General features: G+C 41.6%; 18 protein-coding genes. 8 read left to right on the plus strand and 10 right to left on the minus strand.

Annotated elements, in window-relative coordinates:
• Nucleotides 1–3: 3 nt before the first annotated feature.
• Both AB3N61_RS18725 and efp read right to left on the minus strand, forming a co-directional pair.
• Entirely contained in the window at nt 4–537 is a 534-nt protein-coding gene (locus tag AB3N61_RS18725) for a 1,2-dihydroxy-3-keto-5-methylthiopentene dioxygenase (protein WP_367899229.1), read from the minus strand.
• A gap of 93 nt (nt 538–630) precedes the next feature.
• Nucleotides 631–1,197, minus strand: a complete 567-nt coding sequence (gene efp / locus AB3N61_RS18730; RefSeq protein WP_008589168.1) for an elongation factor P — start codon at nt 1,195–1,197, stop codon at nt 631–633.
• A 181-nt stretch (nt 1,198–1,378) separates the two neighbouring features.
• On the opposite strand from efp, the gene AB3N61_RS18735 reads away from it, so the two are divergent.
• The 6 genes from AB3N61_RS18735 to AB3N61_RS18760 all read left to right on the plus strand — a co-directional run bounded on the left by AB3N61_RS18735 (nt 1,379) and on the right by AB3N61_RS18760 (nt 5,675).
• The gene (locus AB3N61_RS18735) at nt 1,379–2,287 is read left to right on the plus strand and encodes a phosphate ABC transporter substrate-binding protein (protein WP_020770079.1); all 909 of its coding nucleotides are present in this window, start codon (nt 1,379–1,381) and stop codon (nt 2,285–2,287) included.
• Between the two features lie 65 nt (nt 2,288–2,352).
• Nucleotides 2,353–2,673: a hypothetical protein gene (locus tag AB3N61_RS18740; protein ID WP_036089748.1), complete on the plus strand. Its 321-nt coding sequence runs from the start codon at nt 2,353–2,355 to the stop codon at nt 2,671–2,673.
• A 271-nt stretch (nt 2,674–2,944) separates the two neighbouring features.
• Nucleotides 2,945–4,054 (plus strand): KamA family radical SAM protein, encoded by a 1,110-nt coding sequence (locus tag AB3N61_RS18745; protein ID WP_020769981.1) that lies wholly within the window; start codon nt 2,945–2,947, stop codon nt 4,052–4,054.
• Nucleotides 4,038–4,586 carry a hypothetical protein gene (locus tag AB3N61_RS18750; RefSeq protein WP_020769953.1) on the plus strand — a complete coding sequence of 183 codons (549 nt, stop codon included), beginning with the start codon at nt 4,038–4,040 and terminating at the stop codon, nt 4,584–4,586. The genes AB3N61_RS18745 and AB3N61_RS18750 overlap by 17 nt, the downstream gene beginning before the upstream one ends.
• Nucleotides 4,587–4,664: 78 nt before the next feature.
• Entirely contained in the window at nt 4,665–4,871 is a 207-nt protein-coding gene (locus AB3N61_RS18755; RefSeq protein WP_008589214.1) for a hypothetical protein, read from the plus strand.
• Between the two features lie 48 nt (nt 4,872–4,919).
• Nucleotides 4,920–5,675 carry a hypothetical protein gene (locus AB3N61_RS18760; RefSeq protein ID WP_020770113.1) on the plus strand — a complete coding sequence of 252 codons (756 nt, stop codon included), beginning with the start codon at nt 4,920–4,922 and terminating at the stop codon, nt 5,673–5,675.
• A 333-nt stretch (nt 5,676–6,008) separates the two neighbouring features.
• Here AB3N61_RS18760 and AB3N61_RS18765 read toward each other — a convergent pair whose 3' ends face one another.
• On the minus strand, nt 6,009–7,592 hold the full coding sequence (locus tag AB3N61_RS18765) for a phytoene desaturase family protein (RefSeq protein ID WP_020770084.1): 1,584 nt from the start codon (nt 7,590–7,592) through the stop codon (nt 6,009–6,011).
• 84 nt (nt 7,593–7,676) lie between these two features.
• Between AB3N61_RS18765 and AB3N61_RS18770 the strand changes: the two genes are divergently transcribed.
• Complete coding sequence (locus AB3N61_RS18770; protein ID WP_367899230.1) at nt 7,677–8,297, plus strand: TetR/AcrR family transcriptional regulator; 621 nt, start codon at nt 7,677–7,679, stop codon at nt 8,295–8,297.
• A 76-nt stretch (nt 8,298–8,373) separates the two neighbouring features.
• Here AB3N61_RS18770 and AB3N61_RS18775 read toward each other — a convergent pair whose 3' ends face one another.
• From AB3N61_RS18775 to AB3N61_RS18805, 7 genes are all read right to left on the minus strand, one after another.
• The gene (locus tag AB3N61_RS18775) at nt 8,374–9,405 is read right to left on the minus strand and encodes an SAM-dependent methyltransferase (protein WP_367899231.1); all 1,032 of its coding nucleotides are present in this window, start codon (nt 9,403–9,405) and stop codon (nt 8,374–8,376) included.
• Nucleotides 9,406–9,436: 31 nt separating this feature from the next.
• Nucleotides 9,437–10,228 carry a DUF1295 domain-containing protein gene (locus AB3N61_RS18780; RefSeq protein WP_020770087.1) on the minus strand — a complete coding sequence of 264 codons (792 nt, stop codon included), beginning with the start codon at nt 10,226–10,228 and terminating at the stop codon, nt 9,437–9,439.
• A gap of 25 nt (nt 10,229–10,253) precedes the next feature.
• The gene (locus AB3N61_RS18785) at nt 10,254–10,736 is read right to left on the minus strand and encodes a DUF2062 domain-containing protein (protein WP_367899232.1); all 483 of its coding nucleotides are present in this window, start codon (nt 10,734–10,736) and stop codon (nt 10,254–10,256) included.
• Nucleotides 10,733–12,031, minus strand: coding sequence for a class I SAM-dependent methyltransferase (locus AB3N61_RS18790; protein WP_367899233.1), 1,299 nt, complete (start codon nt 12,029–12,031; stop codon nt 10,733–10,735). Before AB3N61_RS18790 ends, AB3N61_RS18785 begins: the two co-directional genes overlap by 4 nt.
• Nucleotides 12,018–12,800: a DUF1365 domain-containing protein gene (locus tag AB3N61_RS18795; protein WP_020770047.1), complete on the minus strand. Its 783-nt coding sequence runs from the start codon at nt 12,798–12,800 to the stop codon at nt 12,018–12,020. Before AB3N61_RS18795 ends, AB3N61_RS18790 begins: the two co-directional genes overlap by 14 nt.
• Complete coding sequence (locus AB3N61_RS18800) at nt 12,791–14,110, minus strand: NAD(P)/FAD-dependent oxidoreductase (protein ID WP_367899234.1); 1,320 nt, start codon at nt 14,108–14,110, stop codon at nt 12,791–12,793. Before AB3N61_RS18800 ends, AB3N61_RS18795 begins: the two co-directional genes overlap by 10 nt.
• A gap of 229 nt (nt 14,111–14,339) precedes the next feature.
• Complete coding sequence (locus AB3N61_RS18805; RefSeq protein WP_367899235.1) at nt 14,340–14,789, minus strand: YqaA family protein; 450 nt, start codon at nt 14,787–14,789, stop codon at nt 14,340–14,342.
• Between the two features lie 184 nt (nt 14,790–14,973).
• Between AB3N61_RS18805 and AB3N61_RS18810 the strand changes: the two genes are divergently transcribed.
• Nucleotides 14,974–15,780: a hypothetical protein gene (locus AB3N61_RS18810; protein WP_020770106.1), complete on the plus strand. Its 807-nt coding sequence runs from the start codon at nt 14,974–14,976 to the stop codon at nt 15,778–15,780.
• Nucleotides 15,781–15,870 lie beyond the last annotated feature (90 nt).

Consider the following 15,870-nt stretch of genomic DNA (forward strand, 5'->3'; position numbering starts at 1 on the left):
TTTTCAGACTAGGGCCGTAGTTTCTTCTACGTAATTCGGGACCCAGCCGCTCATGTCTTGGAAATAACGGACCGCCTTAATTCTTTTGTTCTCGTCCAAAGTGAACCAATGGTTCGTATTCTTTGGAACGGAGATGAAGTCGTCCTTCTCCACCTTTACTAAAAACTTTTCACCCGCAAGTGAGAATCCGAAAATCCCGGAACCGTCCACAATATAACGAACTTCGTCGTCGGTATGATAATGCACTTTATCGAATTTGGCCAACATCTCGTTCAGGCCTGGGACTTGCGGATGAAGAACGATCAGATCCCTGGATTGATAACCTTCTTTTTCCTTTAAGGTTTCGAAACGACTGTCCAAATTTTTGAGAAGAGTTTCCTTCTCATCGTCCACGAGAGTCAATTTATCCGTAAGAGAATAAGAACTAGTAGGAACCGGCCAATGATCGTACTCGATCCCTCTCTTATTCAGAAAAGATTTTACTTCGGAATTGTCTTTGATTTCCGGAAGTCCCGGTTTTTGGATAATTGTCGCCATTTGTTCCTCCTTTAGGTGGTTTCCCTTTTTTTGCTCCGCACCCTCAAGCGGCAGTGACGGCCTAGTTTGTATGTAAGGCCGCTTTCAAGTTCCTTATTTATTGACCCTTTCCACGTAGGTAAGATCTCTCAAGTCGATCCGGATAGAATCTCCTTGTTTGATAAAAATAGGTACGTTGATCTCTCCCCCGGTCTCTACGGTAACTCTTTTCAGAGCGGTTCCGGAGGTATCACCTTTTAGACCTTCTTCCGCATACGTTACTTCCAGGATCGCAAAGTTCGGAGGAGTCACTCCGATCGGTTTACCTTCGTAGAAGGAAACTTCCATAGCCGTCTCTTCCTTTAAGAACGGAAGAATATCTTCCAAGTATTCTTTAGAAACAGGAATCTGTTCGAAGTCGTTTGTGTCCATGAAGATGATATCATCACCTTCGGAGTAACAGATAGTCATCTGTCTTTTTTCCAATTCTACGGATTCTAATTTTTCCGCAGCCTTGAAGGTCCTTTCAATGGAACTGTTACGGACCAGGTTCTTTAATTTTGTACGGATAAAGGCGGATCCCTTTCCCGGATTCACGAATTCGCTTTTTACAACGGAATAAAGTTCTCCTTCTACCTTGAGGACCATTCCTTTTCTAACTTCAGTGATGCCTAAGTTCATAAACGACCTAAAATAAAGATTACGCTCTTTCTATATCCTTGTAGGAAAGCCGGGTGTCAAGCGATGTACTCCGGCTACCTTCGTTAATTGTAATATTTCAGGACTAAAATTCGGTTCGACTTTTCCCCTTACAAGAGGAGAATCCCCTTTTGGAAAAGATTTCCGGAGAACCAAAGATTCGATGAAACAAAAATTAACGCTCTTACTCCTTCTGTTTACCGTGTTAACGGTTACCAATTGCAAAAAAGAACCCTTACTGATCACCGGCTCCGAAACCATGCATACCTTGCTAAACGTGGTAGCGGCCGGATACGCTAAAAAGAATCCGAAGATAGAAGTTACCGTCCAAGGTGGAGGTTCCTTCGAGGGGATAGAAAAATTATTCGAATCCAAAACGGATATAGCTGCCTCTTCTAGAACATTAACTCCGGAAGAACAGACCCAATTCGAAAGAAAAGGAAGATTCGAGAATGTATTGATCGGCTATGATGGGATCGCAGTTGTAGTGAACCCTGCAAACCCCGTTTCCAAATTTACCTTAGAGCAGATCTCCAAAATATTCTCCGGAGAAATAAAAGATTGGTCGCAAGTAGGCGGAAAGCCCGGACCGATCCATGTGGTCCTTCGAAATGATAAAAGCGGAACTGCCGCTTATTTCGAAACTCATATCTTAAGACAAAAAGACCTGGGAGAAAAAGAATACCAAGCTTCCAAAAAGAAAGAGTTCACTACCGATTCCAAGGTGGTGGCGGATAACGATGAGATGGCGGATCTGATCGAAAAAGATGCAGCCGCAGTCGGATTTATGGGGATGGGAAGCGCACAGATCCAAAATAAAGGAAAAGTGAAAGCGGTTTTTTATTCGAAAACAGGAAAGGATCCTTATGTGGAGCCGACGATCCAAAATGTTTCCGAAAGAAAATATAAACTCTCTAGAGGGTTGTATCTATTCTATCTATCCGATAGAGGTAAAAAAATCGATGAGTTCATTACCTATATCACTTCCGAAGAAGGGCAAGCTCTGGTATTAAAAAGCGGCTATTTACGAAGTACTTTAAGTACTGTGGAAGTGGAAGCTACCAAACAATAAATTCCGATTTTCCCCTCGAAAAAAGGTTGCGAAAGCCGTTTTGTTCCGTCTAAGTTTAGGTAGTTATGAAGCGGCTTTGGCTTTTGCCTATAATCTTATTCATGGTAGTAGCCCTCTTTAGTGAGGTCGCGTCCAGAGATTATAGTACGGTCAAAAGTTATTCCTTCCAAAAGAAATCAAGGACCCAATCCTTCCGAGATGGCGACGATCAAGGACTTCCTTCCTTGTTCTCCGCGGGCGCAGACGATGCGGTCTTCGGACTTATCGCTAAATTCTCTCAAACTGCCTGCGGATTAAAGAGCAGTCTTCTGCCAAACGATCCAGGTCGCAATTTTTACTTTCACACCCTAGCCTATCGTTATCTTTTCCTTCCCCCTCCGGTCTGACCGGTTTTCATTCTGTAAGTCCTCGGGAGGACTTTTCCCCGTAAAAAGCTAGATAGCGGTTTCGGGCAAAATTCCGCTTCGGCAAAAATAGAAAACGGGAAATCCGGCTCATCCTTCTCCTAAGTCTCCAACTTTAATCGATGGGCATTCTCCTTGAGGTTATATAAAGAAACAACTCGAATGGAAACCTATGTTTGGTTTCCTTCTTTTTTATACGGATACTCGGTTGACTATAATTGCCGGCATGAGAATCCATCAGTAAGAGGGCTTCTTGGAACTCGTTTCCTCATATCAAAAACAAAAGACCGGTTCCGGTCCGGAATGGTTGGATTGGAAATGGCAGATCCAAAATCGGATCAAAGATTCATCCGAGTTAGAAAACTATATCCGGATCAGTTCGGAAGAAAAAGAAGCATTGCTAACCTGTGGCGAAGTGTTCAGCTTCTCCGCTACTCCTTATTATCTTGGCCTCGCGGATCCGGAAGATCCGAACTGCCCTATTCGATTACAAGTCATACCAAGAAAGGAAGAGTTAGATACGAGAGCCTGGGATAGAAAAGATCCGTTGGCGGAAGAATCCTACATGCCGGTCAAAGGAGTGACCCATCGTTATCCGGATCGTGCACTTTGGTATCTTTCTCATGTATGCGCGGTTTATTGTAGGTTCTGTACGAGAAAAAGAAAGGTGTCCCAGTCTGCGGAAACTCCGGGAACAGAAGATTGGAAAGACGCAATCCATTATTTTAGAGAACACACTGAGATCAAAGAAGTGATCCTTTCCGGGGGAGATCCTTTAAATCTTTCCGATTCCAAGCTGGACTATCTACTTTCCGAATTAAAATCCATCCCGCATATCAACCAGGTGCGGATCCATACTAGGTATCCTGTTACACTTCCCATGAGGATTACTCATGAGCTTTGCCAGGTCTTAAAAAAACATTTTCCGATCTATCTGGTCACTCATTTCAACCATTCCAAGGAACTTACGGAACTTGTGAAGGAACGGATCGGGATGTTAGCGAAAGAAGGTGCCGTTACAGTCCTAAATCAGGCTGTACTTTTGAAGGGGATCAATAATTCCGTAGGAGCTTTGACGGATTTATTCTACGGACTGACCAAAATAGGGATCAAACCCTATTATCTGCATCATTGCGACGAGGTATTCGGGTCTTCTCATTTTAGGGTCCCAATAGAAGAAGGTGTGGAACTCATGAAGCAGATCCGAGGAAGTATCAGCGGACTAAGCGTTCCGTTATATGTGGTGGATCTGACGGGAGGAGGAGGAAAAGTGCCTCTGCCTGCGAACTATCTGGAAGAAACCAAAAATTCTTCCTATGTATTCCGAAATTATAAAGGAGATCTGTATGAGATCGGTTTCTAGAATTGTAATTCTACTCATATCCGCCCTGGCCCTAGAGGTATGTAAAAGCCACCAAGAGAATCCAAGCTCAGTCACACCTGAAAATCCGTCGGCACTTCGACTCAATTACGATGTAGTATATTATACCGGAGGACATTCCGTTTTACTCAACTCCGGAAGATTATTCGCCCGGGGTCTATTTTACGAATGTAAAATATCGGACAGCAATTCCAGTTTTGAAAGTTTCCGGGCCTCCTCTTACACGGAAGATAATTCCAACGATTTCAGACAATTGGTATCCGAAACGGACCAGTCCAAATTCAATTCTAGACAATTCCAATATTTCCCTATGGGAGAAAATTCCAGAGCCACAGTATTCTCAGGTTGTGCCAAAGGATCCGGGGCAGAAAAATGTTACGTCCGATGGGAATGGCAGAAAGAGACCTTCATTTTTGTGTTCGAAACCCAGTTGGAAAACAAAAAGGGATTGGGCACTGCGGAATTAGGAAAAGAATTCCACGAATTCGTAAGTCGGGGAATAAAAGCGTTTTAAGAGCGTATTTTCTTGACCGATTTCGATCCGGAAAGTATTTTATCCGGCGGGGAGAAGAGATCCCGGGGATAAGATAAAATGTGGTTAAAATTGGGGGATACCGAGGTCATTAATCTAGACTATATCTCCTCGATCAAAAAGAACATGGCGGCAAACTCCATAGAAATCACCTACCATGACTTCAACCATGTAAAATCATTACCCTTCGGAGATCCGGAAGATAGAGATCGGGCCTACAAAGCCATTTTGGAAAATCTTTCCAGAATGCGTTTGTTTTTCGAATAGAAATATCTTCTTATATTCCTAGAGTAGAGACCAAAGCGATCTTAAGTCATGGAACGTATTAAAGAAAATCTATCCAGTGTCTCCTCCCTAAAACCATTCGAACTTATATTTTTCGGGTCCAGACAAAGAGGAGAAGGAGACGAATTATCCGACTTCAATTTTCTTGTGCTCGCAGATCCTTCCGATCAGCTCAAAGGAAATTTTATCCGAGAGATTAATAGAGCTATGGAACCTCTCCAAAGCCAGGGACAGGTAAATTTACTCGCAGCAGACTGGGACGGATTCCGCACCAGAATGAAAAGTTACGACCCGGGAGCCATCCATATCTGCGAATTGGGTGAGCCTTACTTTGGATCGGAATACTTCCCGGTAATTAAAGAAGAATGGGACAAATTCAAATCCGAGCCTATCGACGGAAACACCGCTGGCAAATATTTAAGAAAACGTTATAGATTCTATAAAGGGATCGTACCTCGCAACACGAAGGAAGACGTGGTTCGGATGGAAAGACTTCTAACAGTCTATCTCCAAAACTGGATGTTCCGGTATATTGAAGATCTGGGAATTGCTGAGATCGTAAACTCGGATATTCCTTCTAGGATCGGGCCGATGTTCCGCGCCCTTTACTCTAAGGAAGCCAAGGGAAATACTTTGGAGCTACTTGAACTATATGAAGAAGTTCTAAAATTGAAAAAGGAACTCCGTTCTCCCGAGTCTCCTTTCTCAGTGGAAAGATTCAACCAACTCAAAGAAACTCTCCGCTTCGAAGAAAAAGAGATCCGCATTTTAAAACTGAATTATTGAAAGGCGGCCCCCACCCTGCTTTGGGAGGGGGGAGAGGCTCGTGGGAATTTCGAAAATTTCTATATCACAAAAAAAGCATTTTCACAATGCATATTTTTGAGGGGCGCGTGTAGGACCTCCTACAAATTTTTCTTTGAAAAATCGTTTACCTCTTTTGCAAAGATTGAAACGGCAATTTCACCACATCGTTTGCATCCAACGCAATAACGATCGCATCCGGAAAAAGTTCCGGTAAACGTGAAATCGTTTTACGAGCCTTTAACACCTACATAAAAGTATGAGAGACAGAAGAAGGCTCGTAGTATAGCAAGGAACTTTTTTCATTAGGATTTTCTAATTTCTTAATTCTCTCAGAATATCCGCATTTCCAGTTACCGCTAACGCGGCGGCCAAGCCCCCCATCATTGCCCCTGCAATGCCGGGAGAAGCCGCGTCCGCGCCGGTCAAATACAAACCCTCGATCGGGGTCCGCACATCGAACCAAGGACATTTTTCCTTCTTGTATCTTTCCGGCACACAGGCCAAACCGTAGATAGCTCCGTCCGGATGAGAAGTAAAGTGTTCGTTCGTGATCGGAGTGGAAAGTTCCGCAAATTCCACCAATTTAGTGAGGCCCGGGAATCTTACCTCCAAGGTGGAAAGTATACGATTTATAATTTTCTCTTTTAAGTTTTTATAATCTTCTCCCCTCTTCTTCCAAGGTTCGTCTTTCCAATCCGCAAAATTGGAATAATCCGTGAATGTGATCACATCCATCGTATGAGACTTCGCTTCCGGATTTTTTAAACTCGGAAAAGAAAGATATAAGTTCGGTATCTCTCCACTTTCCGAAAGCCAATCATTTCTTTCCGAAAAATTCTTATCATGGTCCGGAGAAGAGAAAATCCAATAATTCTCACCTTTAAATCCGAATTTTGCAGGACTCTCGGAAAGACCAAGATAGAGACAAATACTTGTGGTCATTCTTTCTCGATTATAAAAATCTTTTAGCTCCTTTCTGAAAGGTATCGGAACGGAATCCGGGATCAATTTTGTATATGTAGGATAGGCTCCTGCACATGAGATCACCAACGGAGCAAAAAAGTCCCGCTCATGGCCTTCTCCCCTCAACGCTTTTGCCTTAACACCTACTACCTTTCCATCCTTGATCAAGATCTCCTTTGCTTCTACGGAAGATAGTACTGCGCCTCCTTTTTCCTCAAGGATCGGTTCTATAGAATCGAAAATTTTACCGGCGCCTCCCACAGGATAATAACCTCCGTTTAGATAATGTTGCACTAACGTTGCATGCATCGCAAAAGCAACTTTAGAAGGAGGAAGACCGTAATCTCCCCATTGGGCTGCTAAAATTCCCTTCAAATCCTCACTCTTGAAATTTTTATCGAAATAATCCTTGAGAGTTACTATATTCCCCTCTCCAAGCAAGCCTGTAAGAGAATCTAGTGGAGGAGGAGAAAGCCTCATCATGATCGCTTTTCCAAAAAGGCCCGAAGTCCTTTTGATATCCTTGAAATATCTCTCGATGGCCTCTAATTCTTCAGGGAATTGACTGATCAAATCCGATTTGAACTTTTCCGGATCTCCATAAATATCGAATTTTCTAGACGGAAAGACCAAACGTTCAAAAGGTTCCGGCATTCTTTTCCAAACAAGTTGCCCTCGAGTGATCTTATCGGAGATCTTCCTGCAAAGCCCACCTTCATGCATGTCGCCTACATAGTGAATACCCACATCCCAATGGTACTTTCCTTGTTTTCTCTGGAATTCATGAGTAAAACCTCCCGGTTGAAAATGTTTTTCCAGGACCAGAACCTTCTTCCCTGCCGATTGGGCCAAAAGACTGGCGGTACATAAACTTCCCATGCCGGAGCCTATAAATATAATATCGAATTCGCTGCCTACTTGATCAATATTCATTGACAAACCTCTTATTCGCATTCAATGTGAACACTGAACACATTAGTAAGTATAATTAGACCCTTTAATGTAATACGTGTCAACATGAAAAATCTCCAAGAAAAAAATTCCTACCACCATGGGGACCTAAAAAGAGCCTTATTGGACGCCTCTATAAAGATCTTAAAGGAAGAAGGTTATAAGGCGTTAAGCCTCAGAAAGGCTGCCACCTTGGCCGGAGTCAGCCAATCCGCTCCCTATAGACATTATCCGGACTTGGAATCCTTATATGCCGATATTGCGGAAGAAGGATTTAAAATACTGGCCGAACGACAAAAGAGGTTAAGAGGGAAATATAAAAAGAGACCTTTACTTCTATTCAGAGAATCGGGAGTTTCTTATGTGGAATTCGCATTAGAAAATCCTGATCTATTTCGTATCATGTACGGAAATCAAATAGAAAGCCACCTAAAATACGATTCTTTGATCAAAACAGAAGACGAAACCTTTCAGATTATTGTAGAGATCATTAAGGATTGTCAAAAGGCGGGTTTGATCCCGGAAGGAAATACGGAAAAAGCGGCCACCTCCGCCTGGACTATGGCTCACGGAGTCGCAGTACTTTTATCCGGACAGCAGATGATGTTCAGGAATATCGATATAAAACAAGCAAGAAAGATCACTAAGGATCTAATCCAATTCTTATATACCGGACTGAAAGTGTAATCCGTAATTTAACGGCAAGACTACGAATTACACTGTTTTTGTACAAAAGCGAAAGTTTTATATTACGGAAGATATTCTACCTCTTATCAAAAAGATAATGAGAAACAATCCATTCTTCTCCGTTTTTGTATTTCCAAAGTTCTGCACAGGCCATAAAGAATGTTTTCCAATAGACAAACCATTTCACCGCCTGTTCTTTACCGTAAGTTTCCCCTAAAATTTTCAGGACTTCTTCTTTATTCTTATACATATTGGAGAGCCATGCTTCCGAAGTAAGAGCATAATTTTTACCGTTTACCACCCATTGGTTACGGATCTGAAAATTTTTCTGGAAATATAAAAAGAGATCATGAGAAGGCATTTGCCCTCCCGTAAAAAAATATTTAGCCATCCAATCCGTATCATCCACTACTTCGAAAGAATAAGCGAACTTTTTGTGAGTGAATATGTGTACAAAAAATTTTCCTTTCGGTTTTAGAAAATTTGCCAACCTTTCAAATAGGGCTTCGTAGTTTTTCATATGCTCCAACATTTCTACGGAGACGATCCTATCGAATTTCTGACTTGTTTTAAATACGTTCATGTCAGCGGTAATTATATTCAGATTCTTTAATCCTCTTTTTTTGGCTTCCGCATCTATGTACTTTTTCTGGCTTTTAGAATTGGAAACTCCCGTTACTTTGGATTTCGGATACTTCTCCGCTATATAAAGAGAAATAGATCCCCAACCGCAACCCAAGTCCAAAACGTTCATCCCATTTTCGATTTCCGCTCTTTCGCAGGTCAGATCCAACATGGTTCTTTCGGATTCATCTATTCCAACATCGGGAGAAGTCCAGTAACCGGAGCTGTACTTCATGTATTTCCCCATCACCAACTTAAAAAAAGCGGCAGGCACTTCATAATGTTGCTCATTCGCAGCCTGCGTATCTACGGCGATAGGAGATTGTTTTAGCGCATTCACATATTGAATGAGATGTTCTTGATTTTTCTCCAGACTTCCCTTGTCTTCCGTACGAAGTCTTAGACGCAAAAGTTGACGTATCCTGAATCGGATCAACCAGTCCGGGAAAACGTCTCTTTCCATTAAAGTATAGATCAGACTCATATTCAATTTTCCTATATTCTAAATTGTGAATCTACTTTTTGCGGAACCAAGGGAAGAAAGAGCTGGTCTTGGATTTGTATTCCAGGTAAAGATTACCTTTGGATCTTATTTGCCCGATCTCGTTTAAAGGGATCCCTGTGATCTTCGTTAAAAGGATCAACATGATTAACGGGGAGATAAGACCGATCCATCCCCAAGGCGAAGCGAGAGAAACAAGACCGAAAGAGACCCAGATCACCCATTCAAAAAAATAATTCGGATGTCTACTGTATCTCCAAAGACCAACATCGCAAACCTTTCCTTTATTCGCTGGATCCAATTTGAATTCCGCCAATTGAAAATCGGCTACCGATTCCCCCCAAAGCCCTATTATAAAAACACATAGACCGATCAATTCCAATGGATGTGTTTGTATGGAAGGATTTAGCGCGGGAAATAAAAAAGGAAGGCTTAAGATCGTCCCTAGGATTCCCTGGAATTGGAATACGTTCGTAAAAAACTTTCGATCCACCTGGTCTCCGTATTCTTTTCTGAATTCGGTATATCTTGCATCTTCATGGCCTGTCAGAACTCTTGTGGTAAATATAAAATAAGAAAGTCTCCAACCCCAAACTGTTGCCATAAAAGCAAAAATCGCCTTTCTAACCGAATAAGCGTCGCCTAATAGAAAATATATGATTGCAATCGTGGAGATACAAAGCCCCCATCCCACGTCTACTATCGCGTAGTTTTTGATCAACTTCCCGATCAACCAAAGGAAGCTCATCAAAAAAAATACGACCACCCAGGCAATGAACATCAAGGATACGGCTTTTTCGTACATTAGGATACTCCGATATATATGGATCTTACTTACGAACGATCCGGCTTGCTTTTCTGACCAGGATCAATAATAGAAAATACGAGATACCTGCAGGTATAGGTACCATACAACTCCAACCCAAAACCGCATATCCTGCGGAATGAGAAAGACCTTCCAAAACCTGGGAACTGTCCCCTTCTACAAGTTTATAAGCCCAAGCCAGATCCAATTCCTTACCCGATAAATAAGCCCCTATTTTTAAAAAAGGGACAATTAGAATAACTTGAAATGGATACATCGCATAATTCGCAATCTGGATCGAGACCGGGTTTAATCTTAGAATGAAACCTAAGAACGCACATAACGCCATAGTAGTCCCGATCAAAGGAAAAATACCTATTGCTCCTCCTATAGCAAGAGACAACGCGATCTTTTCCGGGCTGGTTCCGGTTTTTAATTCTTCTAAGATCCTTGTTTTTGTCTTAGCCAAAAAAGAAGGTTTCAATTCTTGGTTTTCTAATTTTGTCACTGGGTATTCAATCCGAGATTATTCGGCCTGGTATACACTACCTGCACCACGCTGATGTTTCTCATATAGAATGCCGCGGCGCAATACGAAAAATAATATCTCCATTTACGTAAAAAGGATTCGTTATAACCCATGTTAGCGATCGCAGAAAGATTCTCTTCGAATCCCTTCTGCCATGACATTAGAGTACGATCATAATATCTTCCTATATCTTCCACTTCGTGGAGGAACATATCTCCAGTTTTATTGATCGCCTGATTGATCCTTGCAATGGAAGGTATGAGCGAACCGGGGAAAATATGTTTTTGGATAAAATCCACGCCCTTTCTAAAAGACTCATATCTTGAATCCGGGCAAGTGATGATCTGGTGAGCCATAAGTCCGTCTTTTTTCAGGACCCGATTACACATGGCAAAGAAATCTTCGAAATATTCGTGCCCCACTGCTTCCAACATTTCCACAGTTACGATCTTGTCATAAGATCCTTGCACTTTCCTGTAGTCTTCGAGCCTGATTTCTATTTTATCTTCGAGACCCATTTCGGAAATTTTTGTTTTTGCAAATTTATATTGTTCTTCCGAGATCGTATAAGAAGTTACTTTGCACCCGTAGTTTTTAGCGGCATACGTAGAGAAAGCCCCCCAACCTGTTCCAATCTCCAAAAGGTGATCAGAGGGTTTAATTTTTAGTTTTTTACATAAATTTTCTATCTTTGCAATCTGTGCTTCCTGCAATGATCTTGCCGGATCGGAAAAATATGCGCAGGAATAAGTCATTGTAGGATCCAAGAACTTCTTATAAAAATCGTTCCCTAAATCGTAATGTTCCGTAATATTCTTTTTACTTCCTCGAACGGAATTTTTTCGGAATAAATGTAGGAGTCGATTCCCCAAATTCATTAAGGTAAGATGAAGAAAGTTCTTATTAGAGCCGCTGACAGAAGGTGTACTTTCCAAATTTAAAAGAAACCAACAGATGATTGCACGAATATCATCCGTATCCCAATCACCGTCCATATAAGATTCTGCGAGACCAATATCTCCGTACAATACCAATTTTTTGAAAAACTTTCTGTCTTTCACTTGTAAGATCGCATGATGAAACTCAGGAGGATCAGAAGAATTCGGATTTCCTAAATATCTTTGTCCACCGTCCGGAAAAAGAATGCGTAAAGACCCTCTTTGCATTCCCGACAAAGCGGAGAAAAAGAGTTTTTCATAAAAACTTAAAGTTCCGGTTTCGGAACCTGAAGTTTCCTGTAACGGTTCTACTTTTACAATATTATCGCCTTCCAAGATGCAAACCTCTTTGTTTGTCCAACCCTTCGTTCTTTCGTATGAAAGGTAGTTTTTTTAGGTAAAGAAGTAAGGCCTGCCAGTGAATGAGTCCGATTACCCTAATAGTTACGAAAGGATATTTTAGGAACATTCGGATCAGATTTAGATCCGTTAGATCCAAAACCTTTCCGGTATAAGTTGTCACCATGACCCTTTCTCCTTTTTCGAAAGCGTCTATCCTTAAGTTTATCTTTCCACCTTGGGGCGGATTTAAATAAAATTCGAACTCCGAGTCCAAACTGACGAACGGAGACACATAAAAGAACTTCCCCTCTTTTTTTTTAAATCCTTTTTGATCAAAGGATCCTTTTCCAAGGAAGTATAACTTCATTTCTCCGAATGTATTTCCAACCTCAGCAACGGCGCAGAGTGGATTTCCGTCCTTATCCTCGGCAAAATAAAACGATACCGGATTGAAGACGTAGCCGAATACTCTTAGGTTGGTGATTAGCGTTACCTTTTCTACCTTTTCTTTGACTCCCTCTTGTCTTAAGTACTCTAAAAAATTTTCTTTTAACCCTTCTTTTCCGAAGTTTAAATGGTCCTTATCCTTAAAAGAAAATACTCGAAACTTATTATTTCCAAGCATCCATAAACGATCGTTTACTCGATCAAGTTCGTCCAGGTCCAATTGGAACGTAAAGATCCCATAATTAAACCGATTCGGTTTAGGGGTCTTACGATCGTGCATAACCCTGGCTTCGACTATCTTGGAATTTAGTTCCATACCTTCCTTCCCAGCAGGGTCTCCGATAATTCTTTCGCGGACCAAAAGGCATCTTCATGGAATCCGTATCTAAAATAACTTCCGCAGAAATAGATCGGTCCCTTACGATTCAATTCGGATAATCTTTCTTGGGCTTTCAGGGATCCGACGTGAAAAAGAGGATGTTCGTATTTTATCCTTTTCAAGACCTTTTTAGGATCCAGAAGCCCAGGGTCTCCTATGGAAAGAAAGTAATCCTTCTTTTTGGAAACTCCTTGTAAGCTGTTCATCCAGTAGATCGTATGCGGACGTATCTGTCCTTGGATCAGGTCCATTCTATAATTCCAAGAAGACCAGGCTGACCTTGTATTCGGCATCACAGCATCATCCGTATGTAAGGTTGCAATATTCTCCTGGTATTCGAATTGAGATAATAATTCTTTCTGCAAAGTTGACGGCTTTTTTAAAATATTTAAGGAACTGTCTGCATGGCAGGCAAGTATCACCTTGTCGAATACTTCGGACTTCTTTCCTTTGAAAGTAAGTTTGGCCTTTCCGGCCGGAGTAACTTCTACGCCTAAGACCGGTGAGTTAGTATGAAATCGATCCCGATTTGGCGTGATCAACCTCTTTACATACTCAATCGAGCCTCCATCCACAGTGTACCATTGGTGTTGAGTGTTTAACCCTAAAAATCCATGGTTTAAGAAGAAGCGAACTAAAGAATAGGCGGGAAATTCCAACATCAAATCTTCCGGAGTGGACCAAACCGCCGAACTCATCGGTACAAGATAATATGTCAAAAGATCAGGATGATACCCTTCTTCTCGGATATATCTATGTAAGGAATACTCTTTATATTTAGGATCTTGTAATATTCTAGGGGATTCCTGGTTGAATCGATTGATATTTAAGAGCAAACGTAAAAATCGAAAATTGAATATATTCTTTCTTTGGGCGAACAAGCCACCTAATCCGGAACCGCAAAATTCCAAATCATCAGGAACATGTTGGACGCTGAAAGACATACTCGTCTTTTTTGTAGGAACGTTTAACTCTTCGAAAAATCGTTTTAAGTTCGGATAGGTAACGTGATTGAATACTATAAATCCGGTATCTATAGGGATCTTCTTTTGTTCTTCCGGAACGAATACGGTGTTTGTATGCCCTCCTACATAGTCGGCTTTTTCAAATACCGTAATTTCGTAATGGTCCCGTAAAAAATAAGAACAGCCCATTCCGGCAATACCCGAACCTACAATGGCAAGCTTTTCCTTTTTCTTCTTGGGGATTTGTTTAGATTTCTTTTTGAGGGGAGGATTCTTTTTCAAAAACTTCCTTCTTCCTTACTGTTCCGTATCTCATTAGAAAACCTTTCGAGAAAAGATTCCGAAGGTTTCTGTATAGACTCGGTTTTTACAAATACGGTTTGGAAAATTTTTTCCAAAACTCCGCCATTAAAAGGAAATTCCTGATTTTAGTAAAAACAAATTCGTATCCGTTTAGATTCGGTTTGTTTAAACCTAGTAAGAATATTATAAGCTCTTGTATTTCTTAAACTTACAAGCCGAACCCATAAGCAAGAGTAATATATCTTAAGATACGAAGCGAAAACACTACCAATGCAAAGATCCAAAACTTCTGGCGAAAGAATCCGGAAAGTACAGTGATCGGGTCTCCTATAAATGGAAGAAAAGAAAAGCCCAAGGCCCAGTATCCCCATCTGGACATTCTTTCGGCCCAGCCGGCATACGTTTTCGATCTGGAAATCCTATCTTCTATTTTTTTTCCGAACCAATAGCCCAGAGAATAGTTGAATGCGCAGGCGGCACAGTTCCCGATCGAGGCCCAAAATACCGCTTCGGATGGAGAAAATCCGGACCAGATCGCCCCCATAAGCGCTGCCTCGGAACTGAATGGTAACAAGGTAGCGGCGCCGAAAGAAACAAGGCTTAGCCCAGGGCCTGCGTATGCCTGTAGGAGTTCCGACAAAAATTTTGATAATTCCAACGGAGACTCCTGGGCCTATATTTTTTTCAGTACAAATCCAATTTCAAATGACCCCTTCGAGCCTTGGAGCGGATATGTAAAGTAAGACAATTTTGGTATAAGAGCGCCTAACCTAGTAAACAATAAATAGATTTTTATACTATAACGTTCTTCATCCATTACATTTTTGACCGGAGCCCGATACGTGAGATCCACAAAACTCGATAAAAAGATAATATTCTACCTTCTAGTTTCCCTTTTTACTCTTTTTCCATTCTCTTTATTTGCGGAACCTTTTACCCTAATTGGAGAGGGAACTCAAACCTCCCCTTTCACTGCAAAGATAGGAGTCGGAGCTGGACAAGCAGAATATCAATACGGTCTTGCGGGCAGATCCGAAACTTTCAGAGCGGGCATCGAATATAATCCCAGAAATTTGGGTTTCGAACTCGGAGTCAACCGTGCTAGTTATTTCGTTCCCCAAGACCGTTCCACGGAGATGGCTTCCGCGATGATTCTTTCCGCTCCGTCCTTCGAAAACTTCGGATATTATTTTGCTGCGGCGGCAATGATCGATAAGGTTACCTTCTCCAAAACATTTTTAGATCTAGGACCCACATTCCATTTCCGTCCTGGATCCAAATTCGATCCATATATCGGAGCGGGACTAGGGATCGCAGATATGGGCGCAAAACAATCCACATTAAGAGCTTACGGTAAACTAGGAGTTCGTATGAACTTCGAACGCAGCTTTGTGTTTTTAGAAATCGAGGGCGCTTCTATCAACCGTCATTTCCAAGGAGAAAAGTACATCTACGGCGAAGGTTCTGGAATTTTCGGATTCGGTTATTATTTCGGATCGGGCTCCGCATCCGACAACAAGGAAACTCCTCCCAAAAAAGAGAAAGAAGAAGAACCAGCACCTAAGCAGGAGGAGATTAAAAAAGAAGAGGTAACCCCTTCTACGACATCTACGACGGAAGAAGATAGATCCACGGAAGAGAGTCGTTAGAACCTATCTCAAAAATACTTTAGAATAAGCCTGGAGTAAATTCTTCTTATCTTTTAAGGGGAAATAACGCAATTTTTCGTTTTACCTCGG

This window comes from Leptospira sp. WS58.C1 (genome assembly GCF_040833995.1).
GTDB lineage: Bacteria > Spirochaetota > Leptospiria > Leptospirales > Leptospiraceae > Leptospira_B > Leptospira_B cinconiae.

Coding starts and splice junctions, on each gene's coding strand:
- AB3N61_RS18725 (WP_367899229.1), bottom strand. CDS start 537: ATGGCGACAATTATCCAAAAACCGGGACTTCCGGAAATCAAAGACAAT.
- efp (WP_008589168.1), bottom strand. CDS start 1,197: ATGAACTTAGGCATCACTGAAGTTAGAAAAGGAATGGTCCTCAAGGTA.
- AB3N61_RS18735 (WP_020770079.1), top strand. CDS start 1,379: ATGAAACAAAAATTAACGCTCTTACTCCTTCTGTTTACCGTGTTAACG.
- AB3N61_RS18740 (WP_036089748.1), top strand. CDS start 2,353: ATGAAGCGGCTTTGGCTTTTGCCTATAATCTTATTCATGGTAGTAGCC.
- AB3N61_RS18750 (WP_020769953.1), top strand. CDS start 4,038: ATGAGATCGGTTTCTAGAATTGTAATTCTACTCATATCCGCCCTGGCC.
- AB3N61_RS18755 (WP_008589214.1), top strand. CDS start 4,665: ATGTGGTTAAAATTGGGGGATACCGAGGTCATTAATCTAGACTATATC.
- AB3N61_RS18760 (WP_020770113.1), top strand. CDS start 4,920: ATGGAACGTATTAAAGAAAATCTATCCAGTGTCTCCTCCCTAAAACCA.
- AB3N61_RS18765 (WP_020770084.1), bottom strand. CDS start 7,592: ATGAATATTGATCAAGTAGGCAGCGAATTCGATATTATATTTATAGGC.
- AB3N61_RS18770 (WP_367899230.1), top strand. CDS start 7,677: ATGAAAAATCTCCAAGAAAAAAATTCCTACCACCATGGGGACCTAAAA.
- AB3N61_RS18775 (WP_367899231.1), bottom strand. CDS start 9,405: ATGAGTCTGATCTATACTTTAATGGAAAGAGACGTTTTCCCGGACTGG.
- AB3N61_RS18780 (WP_020770087.1), bottom strand. CDS start 10,228: ATGTACGAAAAAGCCGTATCCTTGATGTTCATTGCCTGGGTGGTCGTA.
- AB3N61_RS18795 (WP_020770047.1), bottom strand. CDS start 12,800: ATGGAACTAAATTCCAAGATAGTCGAAGCCAGGGTTATGCACGATCGT.